Origin of the sequence: Paracidovorax wautersii, from assembly GCF_900113035.1 — a bacterium.
Taxonomy (GTDB): domain Bacteria; phylum Pseudomonadota; class Gammaproteobacteria; order Burkholderiales; family Burkholderiaceae_C; genus Paracidovorax; species Paracidovorax wautersii.
Genome location: NZ_FONX01000003.1, coordinates 171,757 through 192,778, shown reverse-complemented (window position 1 = coordinate 192,778; position 21,022 = coordinate 171,757). Strand labels below are relative to the sequence as shown.

Sequence of the window (21,022 nt, the reverse complement as noted above, 5' to 3'; positions counted from 1 at the left end):
GAAGCCGCCTGCGCAGGCGCTCAGGCGGCGCGCACGGCGGCCGGCTCGCGCCGGGCAGGCGATGCCGGCGTGGCCCGGGGCGTGAGCGGCCGAAAGGCCGGCAGCCGGGCGGGTGCTGCACCCGCCGCATGGGGCGCGAGCGAAGGTAGCGGCAGCGCTGCCGGGACCACATTGGCGGCCGTCGCCACCGGCCCTGCCGTTTCCAACGCCGCTGGCCGCTCTGGTGGTGACGCGGCCCCGGCGGCGGGCACGCCCTCGGCCAGTCCGGCCAGCGTATCCCGCACGATCTCGCAATGCCATCGGTCGTGGCGCACCAGGCCGTTCAGCCTGGTCAGCTGCGTGATGCTGCGGGCCACCGTCTCGCGCGTGGTCGCCAGCAGGGCCGCCAGCACCGCATGGCTGGGCAGCCGCACCCGGGTGCTGCGCTGCGCATCGGCCAGCAGCAGCAGCGCGCCCGCCAGCTGGCCCGTGGCGCCACGCACCCGCAGGATGCGCGCCCAGTCGGCCAGCAAGGCATAGGCCCGCAGCTGCTCACGCGCCAGGTCGAGCAGGGCGGTGCCGCTCAGCAGCTCGCTGCGCGCCAGCGTTGCCACGTCGATCTCGCACACCCGGCCGGGCAGCACGGCCACGCAGGACAGGTCCGCCGGCTGCTCCAGCAGGCCGGGCGTGCCCAGCGTCTGCCCGCAGCCCGCGAGCCCGATGGGCCGATCCACGCCGTCGCCCGCGCTGCGCTGCAGCAGCACGGTGCCCACCTTCACGATCTGCACGAAGGCCTGCTCCGCGCCCTGGCGCTGCAGCACCTCGCCGCGCTGCACGCGCCGTTCGCGGATGTACGGCTCCCAGGCGGCGCGCAAGGCTTTCTCCTGGCGGCCCAGCAGGCAGTGCGGCCGGCTGGCGCAGTCGGCGCAGGCCTTGTGGTCCAGTGCGCGCGGGTTCATGCGCCGGCCCGCCCAGGGATTAGGGATGAAAAGTGCCGTGGGCGCTTGTTCTGATTGGGTTGATAGCTATTGAAATAATAGCGATCGCCGTGGTGGATGGCGGGCATGGAGGATTCCTTCATGCCGTCTCAGGTGTAGGCCAGATCCGTGTGCCGGCTGCTGATCAGCTGGCCCGCCGACAGCGACATCAGCAGCAGCGCGATGCGCTCGTGCATGATCAGCGTGTGGTAGTTGCCCGTGGCCACCATCTGCCGGCGCAGGGTGTCGCGCACGGCGGGCACGCCGGTCATGTCGATCAGCACATCGACGGGCGAGCCGTCGGGCTGCAGCAGCGTCATGAAGTCCGCGGTGACCGGCACGCCGTGCTCCCGTGCCAGCGCAATGCCGGGCATGGACAGGTCCAGGTCGGCCACGCCGACGATCTGCACGAATGGCGCGCTCAGCAACTGGCGCAGCAGCGGCGTTCCGGTCTGTCCGGCGCCGATGATTGCGATGCGGAACCCTGGCATGGCGAACTCTCCCCGTGGTCGAAAGCCTCAGTCTGCCGGCGACCGTGCCGCAGGGGCATGACCTGGATCAAAGGCTGGTGATCGGGCCCGCCAGGGCTGGCGCCATGGCTACTCCTGCCGGATGCCGCGCTCGCGGATCACGCGGCCCAGCACGGCCGTGTCGGCGTCGATGCGGTTGGCCAGCCCTTCGGGCGAGGAGCCCACCGTCTGCCAGCCCTGCTGGAACAGCTTGGCGCGCACGTCGGGCGTGCGGGCGATGTTCGCCAGCGTGGCCGCGAGCCGTGCGCGCACCGGCGCCGGCATGCTGGCGGGGGCTGCGAAGGCGTTCCAGATCTCCAGGTTGAAGTCCTTCACGCCCACCTCGGCCATGCTGGGCACGCCCGGCGCCAGCGAGCTGCGCCCGCTGGAGGTCACGCCGATCAGGCGCAGCTTGCCGGCGCGTTCCTGCGCCAGCGCCAGCGCGGGCGGCAGCAGCGCCATCTGCAGCTGGCCGCCCAGCATGGCGGTGGCCACCTGCGGGTAGCCGGGGTAGGGCACATGCACCGGGGCGATGCCGGCGCGGGCCTTGAGCAGTTCGGTGCCCAGGTGGCCCACCGTGCCCACGCCGGGCGTACCGTAGCTCCAGCGGTCGCCGGCGCGGCGGGCGGCCTCCAGGAAGGCGCGGCCATCGGCGCCGGCGGGCACGTCGGGCTGGCTCACCGGGGCGGTCAGCACCAGCGGCGATACGCCGATCAGGCTGAGCGGCGCCAGATCCTTGTGCGGGTCGTAGGGCACATGGGAATTGATGAGCCGGGCGATGGTCAGGTTGCCGTTGATGAAAAGGCCGATGGTGTGGCCATCGGTCGCCTTCGCCACCGCATCGGCGCCGATGTTGCCGCCTGCGCCCACCTTGTTCTCCACGATGACCGGCTGGCCCAGGGCCTGGGAGAGCGGATCGGCGAAGGTGCGCGCCGTGAGGTCGGGCGAGGAGCCGGGCGGAAAGCCCACGATGATGCGCAGCGGCCGGGAAGGCCAGCCCGGGGTGGCAGGAACGGCGCTGGCGGCAGGCGTGGCGGCGGCCTTGGCAGCGCCGGCTGGCTGCGCCAGGGCGCTGGTGCCGAAAAGGGCCAGGGGCAGGGCGGTGCTGGCCAGGCTGGCGGCCAGCCAGGTACGGCGGGAAAGCTTCATGGGGTGGTATCTCCTGCAGGACGCGGCGGGCTGCATCCCGTGGGAATGCAGGCCAGGCGGCCATGAAAAAAGCGCGCAGGCCGGTCAGGGGCTGCGCGCTGGATTATGGGGTGGCCCCGTGACGGGGCCGGGGCCTCGCGGCTCAGGCGTATTCGGCCAGGGCCTTCTTCATCTTCTTCATGGCGGCCACCTCGATCTGGCGGATGCGCTCGGCGCTCACGCCATAGACGGCCGCCAGTTCGTGCAGCGTCATGCCGCCCGAGCCGTCGTCGTTCACCTTGAGCCAGCGCTCTTCCACGATGCGGCGGCTGCGGTCGTCCAGGCCTTCCAAGGCGGAGGCGATGCCGTCGGTCGCCATCACGTCGCGCTGGCGGCTCTCGATCATGGCGGTGGGCTCGTGAGCGCCATCGGCCAGGTAGGCGATGGGGCCGAAGGCCTGCTCGCCGTCATCGGAGGGGGCCGGGTCCAGCAGCACGTCGCCGCCCGACAGCCGGGTCTCCATCTCGATGACTTCCTCGCGCTTGACGTTGAGCTGCGCGGCGACGGCGTCGATCTCCTTGTCGGAGAGGGTCTCGCGGTGGGTCGCTGCGTCCTGCGCGGCGGCATCGGCCTTGAAGCCCTGCTTCATCGACCGCAGATTGAAGAACAGCTTGCGCTGGCTCTTGGTGGTGGCCACCTTCACCATGCGCCAGTTCTTCAGCACGTATTCGTGGATCTCGGCCTTGATCCAGTGCATGGCATAGCTCACCAGGCGCACGTTCTGATCGGGGTCGAAACGCTTGACGGCCTTCATCAGGCCCACATTGCCTTCCTGGATCAGGTCGCCGTGCGGCAGGCCGTAGCCCAGGTACTGGCGGGCGATGGAAACGACCAGGCGCAGGTGAGACATCACCAGGCGGCCGGCGGCCTCCACGTCGTTGTTGTCCTTGAGTTGGCGAGCGTAGGTGCGTTCCTCGTCAGCCGTCAGCATCGGCAGGCGGTTGACCGCCGAGATGTAAGCGTCGAGGTTGCCCAGCGGGGGGATGAGGGCCCACGGACTGGCCGGCGCCAGAGCGTTCGCAGCGGTTCCAGACTGAAGCGTCATTCCAGAAATCCTTTCTTCCATGGGTTTCACTTTAGCAGTCTGTTGGAGAGAGTGCTAAAGCGAAAGTTCCTCACCCTGCGTAGGACAGGGCTGTCTGCGATGCCGGCGGCATCTTTCCAGATCCTCAGGCGGCGGTGAGCAGCCCCTGGCCGCGCGACGGGGCCTTCGCCGCTGGAGGCGTGTACTGCAGGGCGCGGTCGGAGCCCAGGCTGAACGTGGACACGCCGCGCACCAGATCTTCCGCCTGCTTCTTCAGGCTGCCGGCGGCGGCGGCCATTTCCTCGACCAGCGCGGCGTTCTGCTGCGTCGCCTGATCCATCTGCGTGATGGACTGGCCGACCTGGCCCACGCCGGTGGCCTGTTCCACGCTGGCGGCGCTGATCTCGCCCATGATGTCCGTCACGCGCTGGATGGCGCCCACGATTTCCGCCATGGTGCTGCCGGCCTGGTCCACCAGGGCCGAGCCCTGTTCCACGCGCTCGACGCTGGTGCCGATCAGGTCCTTGATCTCCTTGGCGGCATCGGCCGAGCGGCCGGCGAGGCTGCGCACTTCCGATGCGACCACGGCGAAGCCCCGGCCCTGCTCGCCCGCGCGGGCGGCTTCCACGGCGGCGTTCAGCGCCAGGATGTTGGTCTGGAAGGCGATGCCGTCGATCACCGAGATGATGTCGCTGATCTTGCGCGAGCTCTCGTTGATGCCCTTCATGGTCGTGACGACTTGGTCCACCACCTGGCCGCCCTGCACCGCGACCATGGCGGCGTTCTTGGCCAGCTGGTTGGCCTGGCGGGCGCTGTCGGCGTTCTGCTGGACGGTCGAGCCCAGCTGTTCCATCGAGGCGGAGGTCTGTTCCAGCGCGCTCGCCTGGCTTTCCGTGCGGCCGCTCAGGTCCTGGTTGCCCTGGGAGATTTCGGCGCTGGCGGTGGCCACGGCTTCGGCGTTGTGGCGCACGTTGCCCACCGTCACGCGCAGGTTCTCGCGCATGTCTTCCAGGGCCTGCAGCATCTGCGCGAGCTCATCCTTGCCCGATGCGGCCGTGGCCTGGCTCAGGTCACCCTGGGACATGCGCTCGGCGGCCTCGGCGCACACGCGGGCGCGGCGCGAGAGGTTGCCGGCCAGCATCACGGCGACCACCGCGCTCAGGCCCACCATGATGGCGAGGCCGGCCACCAGCTCGATGCGGCCCCGCTGATAGGTGGCGGTGGCTAGCTGGGCGGCCGTCTCGCTGCCCTTGTTGTTGATGGTGATCAGGTCGTCCAGCGCCTTGTTGGCGGCGCGGAAGGCCACGCCGGCCGGGCCCACGAAGATGGCGCGCACCGCGTCGATGTTGTTGGCACGGGCGTAGTTGAGCTGCTCGGGCAGGGTGGAGCCGTAGTTGATGACCTGGTTGCGTACCTCCTGATAGAGGGCACGCTCCTCGGGACTCACGAACAGGGGCTCGGCGGCGTTGACCGATGCGGTGAGCGCCACGCTGGCGTCTTCCACCACCTTGATGGCCTGGGGCATGGGCGAATTCGGGCCCGTGAGGATCAGGCCCAGGCGGCCGATGCGCAGCGCCGACAGGTTGCGGCTGATGGCGCCTGCGGCGGCCACGCTGGGCAGGGACTTCCGGGAGATCTCTGCCGAGCGGGCGTTCATGCTGGAGAGATTGGCGATGCCCAGCAGGCTGACGATGCAGGCGACGACCAGCACCAGTGCAAAGCCGGCCAGCAATTTGGTGCGTATCGCCCAGTTATTCAAGTTCATCTTCTCTTGCTTTCAAATTCAGAATCGGGGAGCGGTCCGGTGGGGAGGGGTGCGTGGACAAGCAGCTCATGCCTTGTTCATGCGATGTTAGAAATGTAATCTAACGTAATAATTCGTACCGCGTTGTAGTCCGACATCCCTTCATGGCGATCGCGGCGCTGCGGACTGCATTGCGGCCTGGCGTGGCGCTGCGCCCCCAGAAAGCCGAAGGGGCGCCGAAGCGCCCCTTTTTTTTCTGTGGGCCTTGCCCGGTCGTGGTGCCGGGCGCGCCTCCGTGCTTTCAGGACAGCAAGGCCTGCGCGAACTCGCGGGCGTCGAAGGTTTCCAGGTCTTCGAGCTTTTCGCCCACGCCGATGAAATAGACCGGAATGGGCCGTTCCTGCGCGATGGCGGCCAGCACGCCCCCCTTGGCCGTGCCGTCCAGCTTGGTGACGATCAGGCCGGTGAGCTGCAGCGCATCGTCGAAGGCGCGCACCTGGGCCAGCGCGTTCTGGCCGGTGTTGCCGTCGATGACCAGCAGCACCTCGTGCGGCGCGGTGGCGTCGGCCTTGGTGACCACGCGGCGGATCTTCTGCAGCTCCTGCATCAGGTGCAGCTGGGTGGGCAGGCGGCCGGCCGTGTCTACCAGCACCACGTCCTTGCCGCGCGCCTTGCCGGCGGTGACGGCGTCGAAGCTCACGGCGGCGGGGTCGCCCCCTTCCTGGCTCACGATCTCGACCGTGTTGCGGTCGGCCCAGACGCCCAGCTGCTCACGCGCCGCGGCACGGAAGGTGTCGGCGGCGGCCAGCAGCACCGCCGCGCCTTCGTTGGCCAGGTGCTTGGTCAGCTTGCCGATGGAGGTGGTCTTGCCCGCCCCGTTCACGCCCGCCACCATGATCACGGTGGGCGTGTATTCGCCGATGACCAGCGACTTCTCCAGCGGCCGCAGCAGGTCCGCCAGCGCGTCGGCCAGCAGCGCCTTGACGGCGGCGGGCTCGGTGGTCTTGGTTTCCTTCACGCGCCGCTTGAGGTCGTCCAGCAGGTGCTGCGTGGCCTTGACGCCGGTGTCGGCCATCAGCAGGGCCTCTTCGAGCTCTTCGTAGAGCGCATCGTTGATCTGCGTGCCCGTGAAGACGGTGGCGATGCTGCTGCCCGTCTTGCGCAGGCCGGTCTTGAGGCGGTCCAGCCAGCCCTTGCGTTCGGGGGCTGGTGCCGGCGCCGGTGCCGCAACGGGTGCTGGTGAAGGCGCTGGTGCCGGTGCCGGCGTGGGCGCGGCGACCGCCACGGGAGCGGGGGCCGGGGGCACGAACGCCGGTGCGGGCGGCGTGGCCGGCCGCACGGGTGCGGCAGGGGCGGGAGCGGACGCCGGGACTGGAGCCGGAGCTGCGGGTTTCGGTGCCGGAGCCGCCACAGGTGCAGGTGCCGGCACGGGGCTCGCGACCGGCGGGGGCACATAGGCGGCAGGCGGCGGCGCGAAGCTCACCGGCGCCGGCGCAGGCTGCACGGCCGGCGTGACGGCAACGGGAGCCGGCGCGACGGGTTCTGGCGCGATGGCCGGCGCAACCGGCGCAGGCGGCAGCGCCGCCCCCGCTCCGGGCGCAGCGGCTTCGCCGGCGGGAGGCGCGGCGTCGCTGGCCGAGGGCTTGGCGGCGAAGGGATTGCGCAGCCATCCGAGTCCCTTGGACAGGGCCGATTCCGGTGCCGGGTCGGCAGCGGGCGCGGCAGGCGCCGCATCTGTGGGGGAGGGCGGCGCGGGCGTGGCGGCGCCCTCGTTGGGTGTGGGGGGCTTTTTCTTGAAAAAACTGAACATTGGCGGGTTCTTAGAATCGCAGCCATTCTATGAAACGCGCTATCACCCTCCTGGGCCTGTTGGCCTGCGTGCATGCCTGGGCCCAGCCCGCGGCCGCACCGGCTTCCCCCGTGCCCTCCACCACGGCCTCTTCCACCCCGCAGCCCCCGGCTGCCGCCGGCCCCGTGGCGCGTGAATTCACGCTCGGCAACGGCATGCACCTCATCGTGCGGCCCGACCGGCGGGCGCCCACGGCCGTCCACATGGTGTGGGTCCGCGTGGGCTCCATCGACGAGGTCGATGGCACTTCGGGCGTGGCGCACGCGCTCGAGCACATGATGTTCAAGGGCTCCAAGGCGGTGAAGCCTGGCGAGTTCTCGCGCCGCGTGGCCGCGCTGGGCGGGCAGGAGAACGCGTTCACCAGCCGCGACTACACGGGCTACTACCAGCAGATTCCCGCCAGCCGCCTGGCCGACGTGATGAAGCTGGAGTCCGACCGCTTCGCCAACAACCAGTGGCCGGACGACGAGTTCAAGCGCGAGATCGAGGTCATCAAGGAAGAGCGCCGCATGCGCACCGACGACCAGCCGCGCGCCGCGCTGATGGAGCAGCTCAATGCCGCCACCTTCGTCGCCTCGCCCTACCACCGCCCGGTGATCGGCTGGATGGGCGATCTCGATTCCATGACCCCGGACGACGTGCGCGCCTTCCACCGCCAGTGGTATGTGCCGGCCAACGCCGTGGTGGTGGTCGCGGGCGACGTGGACCCGGAGCGCGTGCGCGCCCTGGCCGAGCAGACCTACGGCCGCATTCCGGCCCGCGCCGTGCCCGTGCGCAAGCCGCGCCCCGAGCCCGAGCAGCGCGGCATCCGCCGCATCAGCTTCAAGGCGCCGGCCGAGCAGGCCTACGTGGCGCTGGCCTTCCGCGTGCCCAGCCTCCAGCGCATAGACGGCATGACCGCGCAGGACCGCGACGCGCTGGCGCTGATGGCGCTGTCGGGCGTGCTCAGCGGCTACGACGGCGCCCGCCTGGAGCGCGCCCTGCGCCAGGGCGAGGGCCGCGTGGCCGACCAGGCCGGCAGCGGCGCGTCCGTGGTGGGCCGTGGCCCCAGCCTGTTCTTCCTGACGGGCGTGCCCTCGGCCGGCAAGACGGCCGCGCAGGTCGAAGCGGGCCTGCGCGCCGAGGTCGCCCGCATCGCCCGCGAAGGCGTGAGCGAGGCCGAACTGAACCGCGTGAAGACGCAGTGGGCTGCCTCCACCATCTACGAGCGCGATTCGCTGCAGAGCCAGGCCAGCGACCTGGGCAGCAACTGGGTGCAGGGCCTGCCGCTGGACGCCGACATGCGCCTGCTGGAGCTGCTGCGCGGCGTGACCCCGGCCGAGGTGCAGTCGGTGGCGGCGCGCTACTTCGGCGACGACCAGCTCACCGTCGGCACCCTGGTGCCCCAGCCCATCGACCCGGCCGCCAAGCGCGCGCCGGCCCTGCCTGCCGATGCCGCTGGCCGTCTGCACTGACCCCCGATCGCTCTGCCCATGTTCTCCAATACTCTCAAAAAGATAGCTGCCCGCGCACTGTTCGTCAGCGCAGGCGCCATCTGCTATGCCCATTCCGCCTGGGCGATCCTGCCCATCCAGCACTGGACCGAGCCCAGCGGCGCCGGCGTGTGGCTGGTCGAAAGCCCCGGCATTCCCATGGTCGATGTACAGGTCGATTTCGACGCTGGCAGCCGGCGCGACCCGGCCGCGCAGGCGGGCCTGGCCCGTGCGGCGGCCGTCATGGCCTCCCGCGGCGTGGCGGCAGGTCCTGACGGCTCGCCCGCGCTCGACGAGAACGCGCTGGGCGAAGCCTGGGCCGATCTGGGCGCCGGCTTCGACGCCAGCGCCGACCGCGACGCATTCAGCTATTCACTGCGCTCGCTGACCGATCCCGCGCTGCTGGACCGCGCCGTCCGCCTGGCGGCCCGGCAGATGGGCCACCCGAGCTACCCCGCCGACATCTGGCAGCGCGAGCGCACCAGCTGGGACGCGGCCATCAAGGAAGCCGAAACCCGCCCCGGCACCGTCGCCGCGCAGACCTTCGCCGCCGACGTGTTCGGCAGCCATCCCTACGGCCAGCGCGCCACGGCCGAGACGCTGGCGCGCATCGGCGTGGCCGATCTGCAGGCCTTCCACCAGCGCTACCTGCAGGCCTGCCGCGCCCGCGTGGCCATCGTCGGCGCCGTGAGCCGCGCGCAGGCGCAGGCCCTGGTGCAGACGCTGCTGTCGCAGCTGCCCCAGCCGCCGCAGGGCCAGGGCTGCGCCGCGCTGCCGCCCGTGCCGGCGGTGCAGCCGCTCGCCAAGGCGGTGGAGCAGAACATTCCCTTCGCCTCGGCCCAGGCCCATGTGCTGATCGGCCAGCCCGGCATCGTGCGCAAGGACCCGGACTTCCTCGCCCTGCTGGTGGGCAACCACATCCTGGGCGGCGGCGGCTTCACCTCGCGGCTGACCAACGAGGTGCGCGAGAAGCGGGGCTTGAGCTATAGCGTGGGCAGCGGCTTTTCGCCCGGCCTCAACGCGGGCGCCTTCGTCATCGGCCTGCAGACCCGGCCCGACCAGGCGGTGCAGGCGGTGCAGGTGTCGCAGGAGGTGCTCAAGCGCTTCGTCGAGCAGGGCCCGACCGAGGCCGAACTGCGCGCCGCCAAGGACAACCTGATCGGCGGCTTCGCGCTGCGCATCGACAGCAACCGCAAGCTGCTGGGCAACGTGGTCAACATCGCCACCAATGGCCTGCCGCTCGACTACCTGGAGCACTGGACCGACCGCGTGGCCGCGCTCACGGTGGCCGACATCCGCGCCGCCTTCCAGCGCAAGCTGCAGCCGGACCGCATGGTGACCGTGGTGGTGGGCGGCGCGGCCGCCCCTGCCGCACAGGCCGCGGCGGCTCCTGCGCCCGCGCCTGCCGCTTCCGCGCCGGGAGCCCGCCCTTGAACGCCCCGCGCCGCAACGCCGCCGCCAAGCCTGCCAAGGCCGCCGCAGCCCCCGCCGCCCGCAAATCCCCCGCTGCCCGAGCCGGCGGCGGTGCGGGCGAGATCCGCATCATCGGCGGCCTCTGGAAGCGCACCCGCCTGCCCGTGGCCGACCGGCCCGGCCTGCGCCCCACGCCCGACCGCGTGCGCGAGACGCTCTTCAACTGGCTGGGCCAGGACCTGACCGGCTGGCGCTGCATCGACGCCTTCGCCGGCACCGGCGCGCTGGGGCTGGAGGCCGCCTCGCGCGGCGCCGCCCAGGTCGTGCTGGTCGAGCAGGACCCGGGCCTGGCCGCGCAGCTCGAAACCCTGCGCGAGCGCCTGGGCGCCCAGGCCGTGCGCGTGCAGCGCGGCGACGGCGTGGCGGCCCTACGCGCCCTCGCGCCCGGCAGCCAGCATCTGGTGCTGATCGACCCGCCCTTCGCAGGCGAGCTGTTCGCCCCGGCGCTGGCCGCCGCCGCCCGCGCCCTGGCGCCCGACGGCTTCATCTACCTGGAGGCGCCCGCCGCCTGCGCGGCCGAGGCGATCGCGCCGCTGGGGCTGGAACTGCACCGCCACCTGAAGGCCGGCGCCGTCCACGCGCATCTGCTGCGGGCGGTGCCTGGCGGAATCGCGGTCGCGGCTGCCGATTGATCTGCTATTAAATAAATAGCTGAAAGCCCAGGTGGATCAAGCGCTGCAGCCAGTTTTTGCTTGAAATTCCATGGCCTGCGGGCCGGGCGGGCGGCACTGCATAATCCGCCCACCCATCAGCCCCACACCCCACCGCCATGGCCCAGAACGTCCTCGCCGTCTATCCCGGAACCTTCGACCCCATCACCCTGGGCCACGAAGACGTGGTGCGCCGCGCCACGCAGCTCTTCGGCCGCGTGATCGTCGCCGTGGCGGCGGGGCACCACAAGAAGACGCTGTTCAGCCTGGACGAGCGCATCGCCATGGTGCGCGAGGCCGTCGCCGCCTATCCGCAGGTGCAGGTGGAGAGCTTTTCGGGCCTGTTGCGCGACTTCGTCGTCGAGCGCGGCGGCAAGGCCATGGTGCGCGGCCTGCGCGCGGTGACCGACTTCGACTACGAATTCCAGCTCGCCGGCATGAACCGCAGCCTCATGCCCGAGGTCGAGACCGTGTTCCTCACGCCCAGCGACCGTTTCCAGTTCATCAGCAGCACCTTCGTGCGCGAGATCGCCTCGCTGGGCGGCGAGGTGGACAAGTTCGTTTCGCCGCCCGTGCTCGCCCGGCTCAAGGCCAAGGTCGGCCGCGCCGATTGACGGATGGAGGGATCGAGCCCTCTGCGCCACGCGGCCTGAGAAAAAAAGGCCCTGCGCCAAGGGAAATATCCGGATGACAGGCGCCCGTCATCTCAACGGGCTCGGGACTTGCTAGGATGGCTTCATATGTCCATCCACGCCGCACTCCACCACGTCACCCACTACGCCTACGACCGGCCGATCGGCCTGGGTCCGCAGATCGTGCGATTGCGCCCGGCGCCGCATTGCCGCAGCCACGTGGTCTCGTATTCGCTGAAAGTGGAGCCCGCCAACCACTTCATCAACTGGCAGCAGGACCCGTTCGCCAACTACCAAGCGCGGCTGGTGTTCCCCGAAAAGACCACCGAGTTCAAGGTCACGGTGGACCTGGTGGTGGAGATGTCGGTCTACAACCCGTTCGACTTCTTCCTGGAGCCGCACGCCGAGAACTTCCCCTTCCGCTACAGCGAATCCCAGGCGCAGGAACTCGCCCCCTATCTGGTCACCGATCCGGTCACGCCGCTGCTGCAGAGCTACCTCGACAGGATCGACCTCACCGAGCGCCGCACCATCGACTTCCTGGTCGCCATCAACCAGCAGGTGGCCAGCGACATCCAATACCTCATCCGCCTGGAGCCCGGCGTGCAGACGCCCGAGGAAACGCTGGAAAAAGCCAGCGGCTCCTGCCGCGATTCCGCCTGGCTGCTGGTGCAGATGCTGCGCCACGTGGGGCTGGCGGCGCGCTTCGTGTCGGGCTACCTGATCCAGCTCACCCCTGACGTCAAGTCGCTCGACGGCCCCAGCGGCACCGACCACGACTTCACCGATCTGCACGCCTGGTGCGAGGTCTATCTGCCCGGCGCCGGCTGGATCGGCCTGGACGCCACCAGCGGCCTGATGGCCGGCGAAGGCCACATCCCGCTGGCCTGCACGCCGCAGCCCTCCAGCGCCGCGCCCATCGAGGGGCTGGTGGACGAGGCCGAGGTCGAATTCCGCCACGACATGCGCGTCACGCGCATCCACGAATCTCCGCGCGTCACCAAGCCCTATTCCGAGGAGCAGTGGCAGGACGTGCTGGCCCTGGGCGAGGCGGTGGACGCCGAACTCGTGGCCGGCGACGTGCGCCTGACCATGGGCGGTGAGCCCACCTTCGTCGCCGTGGCCGACCGCGACGCGCCCGAATGGAACACCGACGCCCTCGGCCCCACCAAGCGCGGCTACGCCACCGAACTGGTCCACAAGCTGCGTGCCGAATACGGCCACGGCGGCTTCCTGCACTTCGGCCAGGGCAAGTGGTACCCGGGCGAGCAACTGCCGCGCTGGGCCCTGTCGATCTGCTGGCGCGCCGACGGCCAGCCCGCCTGGAGCAACCCGGCGCTCTTCGCCGACGAGCGCACGCCCCAGCACTACACCAGCGAAGACGCGCGCCGCTTCATCCACCACCTCACCGGCAAGCTGGGCCTGACCGGCCGGCACATCCAGCCGGGCTATGAAGACACTTGGTACTACCTCTGGCGCGAACGCCGCCTGCCGGTCAACGTCGATCCCTTCGACGCCCGGCTCGACGACGAGCTCGAACGCGCCCGCCTGCGCCGCGTCTTCGCGCAGAAGCTCGACAGCGTGGTCGGCTACGTGCTGCCGCTGGAGCCGGCCGAAGGCGTGCCGCAGCTCTCCGGCACGGCCTGGAAGACCGGCCCCTGGTTCTTCCGCGACGAGCGCATGTACCTCATCCCGGGCGACTCGCCCATGGGCTACCGCCTGCCGCTCGATTCCCTGCCCTGGGTGAGCGAGGGCGACTACCCCTACCTGGTGCCGGCCGACCCCTCCGTCGCCGCCCAGAACCTGCCCGCCGCCAACGTCCTGCGCGCCCGCTATGCGCCCGGCGCCCCCGCACCGCAGACCGCCGTGAACGCCCCGCGCGAAGCCCGCCGCGTGATGCAGATGCGCGCAGACGGCACGGACGCATCCGCCGCGTTGAACCTGCAGGGCGATGCCCAGCAGGAGCCCGCCGACTTCGTGAAGGCGCCGGCCCGCTTCGAATCCGCCCAGGGCCACACCCGCACCGCGCTCTGCGTGGAAGCGCGCGACCCGCGCCGCGCCAACGGCCCCAAGGCCGAGACGGTGGGCGAAGCCAGCAGCGTGCTCTACGTCTTCATGCCGCCGCTGGCGCGCCTGGAGGACTACCTCGACCTGCTCACCGCCGTGGAGGCCACGGCCGAAGAGCTCGGCGTGCAGATCGTGCTCGAAGGCTATCCGCCGCCGCGCGACCCGCGCCTGAAGCTGCTGCAGGTCACGCCCGATCCCGGCGTGATCGAGGTCAACATCCACCCCGCCCACCACTGGGGCGAGCTGGTGCAGCACACCGAATTCCTCTACCAGGCCGCCTTCGAGACGCGCCTGTCGGCCGAGAAGTTCATGACCGACGGCCGCCACACGGGCACCGGCGGCGGCAACCACTTCGTGATGGGCGGCGCCACGCCGGCCGATTCGCCCTTCCTGCGCAAGCCCGAGCTGCTGGCCAGCCTGATCCTCTACTGGCACAACCACCCGTCCCTGAGCTACCTCTTCAGCGGCATGTTCATCGGCCCGACCAGCCAGGCGCCGCGCGTCGATGAAGCCCGCAACGACCAGCTCTACGAGCTGGAGATCGCCCTGCGCGAGATCGAGAAGAACCGCGCCGTCTATGGCCAGGACATGCCGCCCTGGCTGGTGGACCGCACGCTGCGCAACATCCTGATCGACGTGACGGGCAACACCCATCGCAGCGAGTTCTGCATCGACAAGATGTATTCGCCCGACAGCAGCACCGGCCGCCTGGGCCTGCTGGAGCTGCGCGCCTTCGAGATGCCGCCCCATGCCCGCATGAGCGTGGTGCAGCAGCTGCTGCTGCGCGCGCTCATCGCCCGCTTCTGGAAGGCACCCTACAAGGCGCCCGCCGCCCGCTGGGGCACCGAGCTGCACGACCGCTGGCTGCTGCCCACCTTCGTGCGGCAGGACTTGCACGACGTGCTGGCCGACATGCGCGAGGCCGGCTACGCCTTCGACGATGCCTGGTTCGCGCCGCATTTCGAGTTCCGCTTCCCGCTGGTCGGCCAGGTGCAGTCGCGCGGCGTCGAGCTGACCCTGCGCAACGCGCTCGAACCCTGGCACGTGATGGGCGAAGAGGGCGTCATCGGCGGCACCATGCGCTACGTCGATTCCTCGCTCGAACGCATCGAGATCTCGGTCACCGGCTTCAACGAGAGCCGCTACGTCGTCACCGTCAACGGCCAGCCGCTGCCGCTGCAGCCCACCGGCACGGCGGGCGAATACGTGGCCGGCGTGCGCTACAAGGCCTGGAACCCGCCCAGCGCGCTGCACCCGACCATCGGCGTGCATGCGCCGCTCACCTTCGATATCGTGGACACTTGGTCGCAGCGCTCGCTGGGCGGCTGCCAGTACCACGTGGCGCATCCGGGCGGGCGCAACTACGTCACCTTCCCGGTGAACGCATACGAGGCCGAAAGCCGCCGCCTGTCGCGCTTCTTCCGCATGGGCCACACGCCCGGCCCTCTGGCCGTGCCGCCCGCCACCATCGAACTGCCCGGCAGCCGCGAGTTTCCGTTCACGCTCGACCTGCGCCGCGCCATGCGGCCTTGAGCGAGCACGCAGGGCGGCCCGCGCCGCCGGATGAGGCGCGGGCCGGCGTGCCGCTAGGCGGCACCGAGGGCGGCGGCGGGGTGCCCACGACCGCGGGATTGGATTTACCCGACAATCCCGAGGCTGTGGAACACCCCAACGAATCCCTTTTCAAGCCCGAGTCGCCGGAAACCCCGGCCGATCTGGCCGCGGCCCTGGCGCCGCCCGCGCTGCCCGGCCATTACGACGAGCTGCGCGGCATGGGCGTGCCGGTGGCAGAAGACGCGGCCGATGCCGCCACGGCTGCGGCGGGCACGGTAGCGCCCGCCGGCCCCGCCGCGGCTGCGCGTGCCGCAGCAGGCGCGCCCCTCACCTCGGACTGGGCCGAATTCTTCGGCCACCTGGGCCAGGACGGCTTCGCCGACCTGGACCGCCGCACGCTCAGCCTGCGCCGCCAGGTGCGCGACAACGGCATCACCTACAACGTCTATGCCGACACCCACGGGCCGCAGCGCCCCTGGGCGGTGGACCTCTTTCCGCTGATCCTCACGCCGCACTGCTGGAGCCGCATCGAAGCCGGCGTGCTGCAGCGCACGCAGCTGCTCGAACGCATCATGGCCGACGTCTATGGCCCGCAGCAGCTGCTGGCCGAAGGCCTGCTGCCCAGCGCGCTGGTGCACGGCCACCCCGGCTACCTGCGGCCCATGCACGGCGTGGCGCCGGTGGGCGGCACGCACCTGCACATCGCGGCGTTCGACATGGCGCGTGATGCGCAGGGCGACTGGTGGGTGGTGTCGCAGCGCACCCAGGCGCCCTCGGGCCTGGGCTATCTGCTGGAAAACCGCCTGCTCGTCTCGCGCCTCTTTCCCGATGCCTTCGGCCAGATGCCGGTGCAGCACCTGGCCGCCACCTACCGCGCGCTGCTCGACAGCCTGCGCCAGCGCACCACCGCCGGCGCCGACGCGCGCATCGTGCTGCTCACGCCCGGGCCCTACAACGAAACCTATTTCGAGCACGCCTACCTGGCGCGCTACCTGGGCCTCACGCTGGTGGAGGGCAGCGACCTCACGGTGCGCGGCGAGCATCTCTATCTGAAGACCCTGCACGGCCTGCAGCCGGTCCACGGCATCCTCAAGCGGCTGGACGACGAGTTCCTCGATCCGCTGGAGCTGCGCAGCGACTCGCGCCTGGGCGTGCCCGGGCTGCTGCAGGCCATCCGCGCCGGCAATGTGCTGGTGGCGAACGCGCCGGGTTCTGCCTTCCTCGAATCGACCGCGCTGCTGGGCTTTCTGCCGGCGCTCTCGCGCCACGTGCTGGGCGAGGAGCTGGTGCTGCCGTCGCTGCCGACCTGGTGGTGCGGGGAGGACGCGGCCCGCCAGGCGGTGCTGCCGGAGCTGGCGCAGAGCGTGATCCGCCCCACCTGGCCCGCCGCCGCGGTGGCCGGCGAAACGGCCATGCCCGTGCTCTGCCACAGCCTCTCTTCCGCTGAACTGGCCGCCTGGCGCGAGCGCATCCTGCGCGAAGGCGATGCCTATACCGTGCAGGCCTACCAGCCGCTCTCGCAGATGCCCACCTGGCGCAACGCCACCGGCGGGCGCAACATCGCGCCGCGCTCGGTCATGCTGCGCGTCTTCGCCGTGTCCGACGGGCCGGGCGCCTGGCGCGTGCTGCCGGGCGGGCTGGCGCGCATCGCCACCGGCACGCACGAGATGACCTCCATGCAGCGCGGCGGCAGCAGTGCCGACGTGTGGGCGCTGACCTCCGGCGCGGTGGACACCACCACGCTGCTGCCCGCCGCCCAGGCCGCCCCGGCGGTGACCCACCGCAGCCGCCAGGTCACCAGCCGCTCGGCCGAGAACCTGTTCTGGCTGGGCCGCTATACCGAGCGGGCCGAGAACACCATCCGCCTGGCACGGCTGGCGCTGCAGAGCCTCAACGGCGAAGACCAGTCCTCCCAGCCGCTGCTGGCCTGGATCAGCTCGCTGGCGCAGCGCCAGGGCCTGATGCTGCCGCAGGTGCCCGGCGCGCCCCGGGGCCGGCGCGTGTTCGAGCGCGCGCTGATCGCCGGCCTGGCTGACACCACGCGCGCCACCAGCGTGGGCTACAACCTGCGCGGCATCCGGAGCGCGGCGGCAGCCGTGCGCGACCGGCTCTCGCAGGAGCAATGGAACCTCATCGTGCGCGCCGAGGCCGACTTCTTCCAGCAGTGCCCCACGGGCGCGCACGAAGGCGACTTCTCCGCGCCCGAATCGCTGCGCGTGCTGGAGGTGCTCAGCGGCCACATGGCCGCCATGACCGGCGCGCAGACCGACCGCATGATGCGCGACGATGGCTGGCGGCTGCTGTCCATCGGCCGCAACCTGGAGCGCCTGGGCTTCCTCTCCGACGCGCTCGCGCGCGGCTTCGAGACCGGCGCCGTGACCGACGAGGGCGGCTTCGAGGCCATCGTCGCCCTGTTCGACAGCACCATCACCTTCCGCGCCCAATACCAGCTGCGCCACGACGTGCCCGCCCTGGTGGACCTGCTGGTGCTGGACCAGGACAACCCGCGCTCGCTGGCCTGGGTGGCACAGACCCTGCGCGGGCGGCTGCGCAAGCTGCACCGCGGCGCGCAGCACAACGCCGGCCCGGGGCTGGCCGATGGCGAATCGGAACTCACGCTGTTCGACCCGGCCGAGCTGCCGCTGGAAGCGCTCTGCGAACAGGACGAGGCGGGCCGCTATCCGGCGCTCGCCGAGACGCTGGCGCGCTGCACGAGCGAATCGTGGCGCCTGTCCGACCAGCTGGGCGCGCGCTATTTCACCCACTCGGGCGAGCTGCGCCAGAGCCTGGGCACCTGAGCGATCAATCGCCCACCCCTTTCACCCGGAAAGACCTGCCCGATGCTGCTGCGCGTCATCCACGAAACGGTGTACGAATACGCTCCGTCCGTCAGCAATGCCCAGCACATGGCCCATCTGCGGCCGCTCGACGCGCCGGGCCAGCGGTTGCTGGAGCACCATTTGCGCATCGATCCGCCGCCCGCGCAATGCCTGGAGCGCACCGACGTCTTCGGCAACACGCGCGCCTTCTTCAGCCTGCCTTTCGCGCATGAATCGCTGCGGGTGCGCGCCGAAAGCCTGGTGGAGACGAGCACGCCTTTGCCGGCCGGCCCAGGCGAAGGTGCCGGCGACGCGCTGGAGATGGAAGAGAGCGTTGACGCTCACGATCTGGCCTCGGTATTGCCGCCCAGCCCGGCCTGGGAAGCGGTGCGCGACCTGCTGCGCTACCGCCGGGGCGCGGCCTACGAGCCGGCCGCCGAATTCGCCTTCGCCTCCCCGCACATCCCCCGCCATGCCGACTTCGTGGCCTATGCCGAGCCCAGCTTCACGCCGGGCCGGCCGCTGCTGGAAGCGGCGTGGGATCTGATGTCGCGCATCCATGCCGATTTCACCTACGCCCCGGCCGAGACCGATGTCGGCACGCCGGCGCTGGAGGCGCTCTCCATGCGCCGGGGCGTCTGCCAGGACTTCGCCCACATCATGATCGCCTGCCTGCGCGGGCTGGGGCTGGCGGCGCGCTACGTCAGCGGCTACCTGCTGACCCAGCCGCCCCCAGGCCAGCCGCGCCTGGTGGGCAGCGATGCCTCGCATGCCTGGGTGGCGGTGTGGGTGCCGGGCGAGGGCGATGGCCTTGGCGGCGATGGTGCGCAGTCCGGCGGCACCTGGCACGACCTGGACCCGACCAACGACCGCGCGCCGGGCGAGGACTACGTCACCCTGGCCGTGGGGCGCGACTATGCCGACGTGTCGCCGCTGCGCGGCGTGATCCATGGAGGCGCCCGGCACATCCTGCGCGTAGCGGTGACGGTGGCCCCGGCCGACGAGGTGCTGGTGGAACCACCGCAGCCCGATCCAGACCAATAGACAGCCCAATCGGCCCGCAGCGCGCATTCAGCTTGCGCCTGATGCTATGGTTTTTGATGGGTGCCTCGCCGGGGCTCGATGGGTTGTCCCCGCCTTGCCCCGGAGGCTCCTCCACTCATGCCGGCGCTGTTTCGGCCGTCTGTACGGGCGGGGGCGCCATGCCGGCGCCATCCACCGGCGCTGCGACGGGCGCTGCATCCGGCGCGTTCGCCATGTCGCTCACCGACTGCTCCACGGCCACCGGAGTCAGCTGGCCATGCACCAGCGCGTGCACGAAGCGCAGCTTTTCCTTGACGCCCGTACCCAGTGCGAACGGGTAGGCGTCGAGCTGGCCGAGGCTGCGGTTCAGGCTGTTGAGCAGCAGCGTGAGCGGCACCCAGGCGGTCAGCATCGCGTCGAAGTCGGGCGCGGGCGGGCCGAAGGGGTTCACCATCGCGTAGCGCGGCTCGCTCTGCGGGTTGGGAATGGAGACCTCGGTGCGGTAGCTCTGCGCGGTTTCCAGCAGGTCCACCATGTGCAGGTAATGCGCCCAGGTCTCCGCCCAGTCTTCCCAGGGGTGCGAGGTCGCGTAGTCGCTCACGTAGTCGTTCTGCCAGCCGGTGTGCGGCACGCTGGCGTAGTGGGCCTTGAGCGCCTCGCCGTAGTCGGCGCGCTCGTCGCCGAACACGGCGCGGAAGGCGTCCGCATGGCCGTCGCGCAGCACCAGCACGTCCCAGTAGTAGTGGCCGGATTCATGGCGCAGATGGCCGAGCAGGGTGCGGTAGGGCTCGCCCAGGTCGAGCCGCCGGCGCGCGCGCTCGTCGTCGTCGGCCTCCGCCACGTTCAGCGTGATCACGCCGTCGGCATGGCCCGTGAGCACCTTGGCCTCCGGCGTGTCGGCCTTGAATTCATAAACAGGGCCGCTTTCGCCCTCCACGTGGGCGATGCCCATCTGCGCCAGCGTGTAGTAGAGGCGCCGCTTGGCGTTCTCGATGGCCGTCCAGCGGCGCACGTTGTTGGCGTCCGACAGGTCGGGCAGCACGCGCGTCTGCTGGCACGAGACGCACAGGTGCGGCGTGTCGGCCGCCTGTGCGCCGTCGCTGCCGGCCTCCTGGGGAATGGCGAAGTTGCAGGCGTTGTGCGCCTCGCGGTTGGCGCACAGCACATAGTGCGGCGGCGCTTCGGCGGGGGTGGGCGGCTCGGCCACCGCGTTGCCGGCCTCGTTGCCCAGGTCGGTGGCGGAATCCGTCGAGGAGGGCGAGCTGCCCAGCAGTTCCCAGGTGCCGGCCGCATCGGCGACCGGCTGCAGGGCCACCATGTCCAGACGTTGCGGGTCGAAGGCGAGGGTGGCGCCGCAGCCCAGGCATTCCGTGCTGTCGAAGAACACCAGGGAGCCGCAGTGGGTGCAATGAAAGATTCGCATGATGAAAGGCCTGAGCGTTGGGGGAATGGGGTGCGATGCGGTTGGAGAGCCGGTTGAAGAAGGCTGCTGGCGATGGGAGCGGGTGCGGCAGGCGCCATGAAAAAGGCCACGGGTTTTCATAGGAAAAACCGTGGCCCTTGGAAGCCGCTCAGCACGTCGGCCGGTGCCAGTCAGGGGTTGAGCCTGCCTGTGGTGCGCCCGGCGGCAGTGCGCTCAGCGGTTCCGAGCGTCTGCGCTTGGAAAGCCGCTCAGGGGCGAACGACGATGCTGTTGCGCACGTCACGCACATGCTTGGTGTTGCGTGCGATGGCTTCGGCCTGGTTCTTTTCGGCTTGCGACTTGGCGAAGCCCGACAGCTGCACCGTGCCGTTCAGCGTTTCGACGCTGATGGCGGTGGCGGAAACGGTCTTGTCTTCAGCCATCTTGGCCTTCACGGCGGTGGTGATGCCGGCGTCGTCCACGTAGGAGCCGACGGTTTGCTGGTCGCGGGCCACGGAGCAGCCAGCGGAGATGATGGTGGCGCCAGCCAGTGCTGCGAAGGCGAGTGCACGTGCGTATTTCATGATTGTTTCCTTTTCTGATCTATCGTTGGTCATAACACGGGTGCTGGGAGGCTTCAGCTCATCGACCTATTGCACC

Annotated in this window: 15 protein-coding genes; 7 read left to right on the top strand and 8 right to left on the bottom strand. The window is 70.6% G+C overall.

The features are described from left to right. Nucleotides 1–20 precede the first annotated feature (20 nt). From BM070_RS05835 to ftsY, 6 genes are all read right to left on the bottom strand, one after another. Entirely contained in the window at nt 21–938 is a 918-nt protein-coding gene (locus BM070_RS05835) for a Crp/Fnr family transcriptional regulator (RefSeq protein WP_092938480.1), read from the bottom strand. A gap of 128 nt (nt 939–1,066) precedes the next feature. After that, nucleotides 1,067–1,447 carry an oxidoreductase gene (locus BM070_RS05830; protein ID WP_092938478.1) on the bottom strand — a complete coding sequence of 127 codons (381 nt, stop codon included), beginning with the start codon at nt 1,445–1,447 and terminating at the stop codon, nt 1,067–1,069. A 108-nt stretch (nt 1,448–1,555) separates the two neighbouring features. Continuing rightward, nucleotides 1,556–2,614 (bottom strand): Bug family tripartite tricarboxylate transporter substrate binding protein, encoded by a 1,059-nt coding sequence (locus BM070_RS05825; protein WP_092938476.1) that lies wholly within the window; start codon nt 2,612–2,614, stop codon nt 1,556–1,558. 142 nt (nt 2,615–2,756) lie between these two features. Continuing rightward, nucleotides 2,757–3,698 (bottom strand): RNA polymerase sigma factor RpoH, encoded by a 942-nt coding sequence (gene rpoH, locus BM070_RS05820; RefSeq protein ID WP_092938474.1) that lies wholly within the window; start codon nt 3,696–3,698, stop codon nt 2,757–2,759. 124 nt (nt 3,699–3,822) lie between these two features. Further along, complete coding sequence (locus tag BM070_RS05815; RefSeq protein WP_092938472.1) at nt 3,823–5,442, bottom strand: methyl-accepting chemotaxis protein; 1,620 nt, start codon at nt 5,440–5,442, stop codon at nt 3,823–3,825. Between the two features lie 280 nt (nt 5,443–5,722). Beyond that, the gene (gene ftsY / locus BM070_RS05810; protein ID WP_092938909.1) at nt 5,723–6,850 is read right to left on the bottom strand and encodes a signal recognition particle-docking protein FtsY; all 1,128 of its coding nucleotides are present in this window, start codon (nt 6,848–6,850) and stop codon (nt 5,723–5,725) included. 410 nt (nt 6,851–7,260) lie between these two features. On the opposite strand from ftsY, the gene BM070_RS05805 reads away from it, so the two are divergent. From BM070_RS05805 to BM070_RS05775, 7 genes are all read left to right on the top strand, one after another. Further along, nucleotides 7,261–8,724, top strand: coding sequence for a M16 family metallopeptidase (locus BM070_RS05805; RefSeq protein ID WP_092938470.1), 1,464 nt, complete (start codon nt 7,261–7,263; stop codon nt 8,722–8,724). An 18-nt stretch (nt 8,725–8,742) separates the two neighbouring features. Beyond that, the gene (locus tag BM070_RS05800) at nt 8,743–10,176 is read left to right on the top strand and encodes a M16 family metallopeptidase (protein ID WP_092938468.1); all 1,434 of its coding nucleotides are present in this window, start codon (nt 8,743–8,745) and stop codon (nt 10,174–10,176) included. Beyond that, the gene (gene rsmD / locus BM070_RS05795) at nt 10,173–10,847 is read left to right on the top strand and encodes a 16S rRNA (guanine(966)-N(2))-methyltransferase RsmD (protein ID WP_092938466.1); all 675 of its coding nucleotides are present in this window, start codon (nt 10,173–10,175) and stop codon (nt 10,845–10,847) included. The genes BM070_RS05800 and rsmD overlap by 4 nt, the downstream gene beginning before the upstream one ends. 137 nt (nt 10,848–10,984) lie before the next feature. Continuing rightward, nucleotides 10,985–11,479: a pantetheine-phosphate adenylyltransferase gene (coaD, locus tag BM070_RS05790; RefSeq protein ID WP_092938464.1), complete on the top strand. Its 495-nt coding sequence runs from the start codon at nt 10,985–10,987 to the stop codon at nt 11,477–11,479. Between the two features lie 126 nt (nt 11,480–11,605). Then, the gene (locus BM070_RS05785; protein WP_092938462.1) at nt 11,606–15,097 is read left to right on the top strand and encodes a transglutaminase family protein; all 3,492 of its coding nucleotides are present in this window, start codon (nt 11,606–11,608) and stop codon (nt 15,095–15,097) included. A gap of 125 nt (nt 15,098–15,222) precedes the next feature. Then, nucleotides 15,223–17,916: a circularly permuted type 2 ATP-grasp protein gene (locus BM070_RS05780; protein ID WP_092938460.1), complete on the top strand. Its 2,694-nt coding sequence runs from the start codon at nt 15,223–15,225 to the stop codon at nt 17,914–17,916. Nucleotides 17,917–17,958: 42 nt separating this feature from the next. Next, nucleotides 17,959–18,981, top strand: coding sequence for a transglutaminase family protein (locus BM070_RS05775; RefSeq protein WP_092938458.1), 1,023 nt, complete (start codon nt 17,959–17,961; stop codon nt 18,979–18,981). A 115-nt stretch (nt 18,982–19,096) separates the two neighbouring features. Here BM070_RS05775 and BM070_RS05770 read toward each other — a convergent pair whose 3' ends face one another. Further along, nucleotides 19,097–20,383, bottom strand: coding sequence for a zinc-binding metallopeptidase family protein (locus tag BM070_RS05770; RefSeq protein WP_092938456.1), 1,287 nt, complete (start codon nt 20,381–20,383; stop codon nt 19,097–19,099). Nucleotides 20,384–20,631: 248 nt separating this feature from the next. Then, entirely contained in the window at nt 20,632–20,946 is a 315-nt protein-coding gene (locus BM070_RS05765) for a BON domain-containing protein (RefSeq protein WP_092938454.1), read from the bottom strand. Nucleotides 20,947–21,022: the final 76 nt, after the last annotated feature.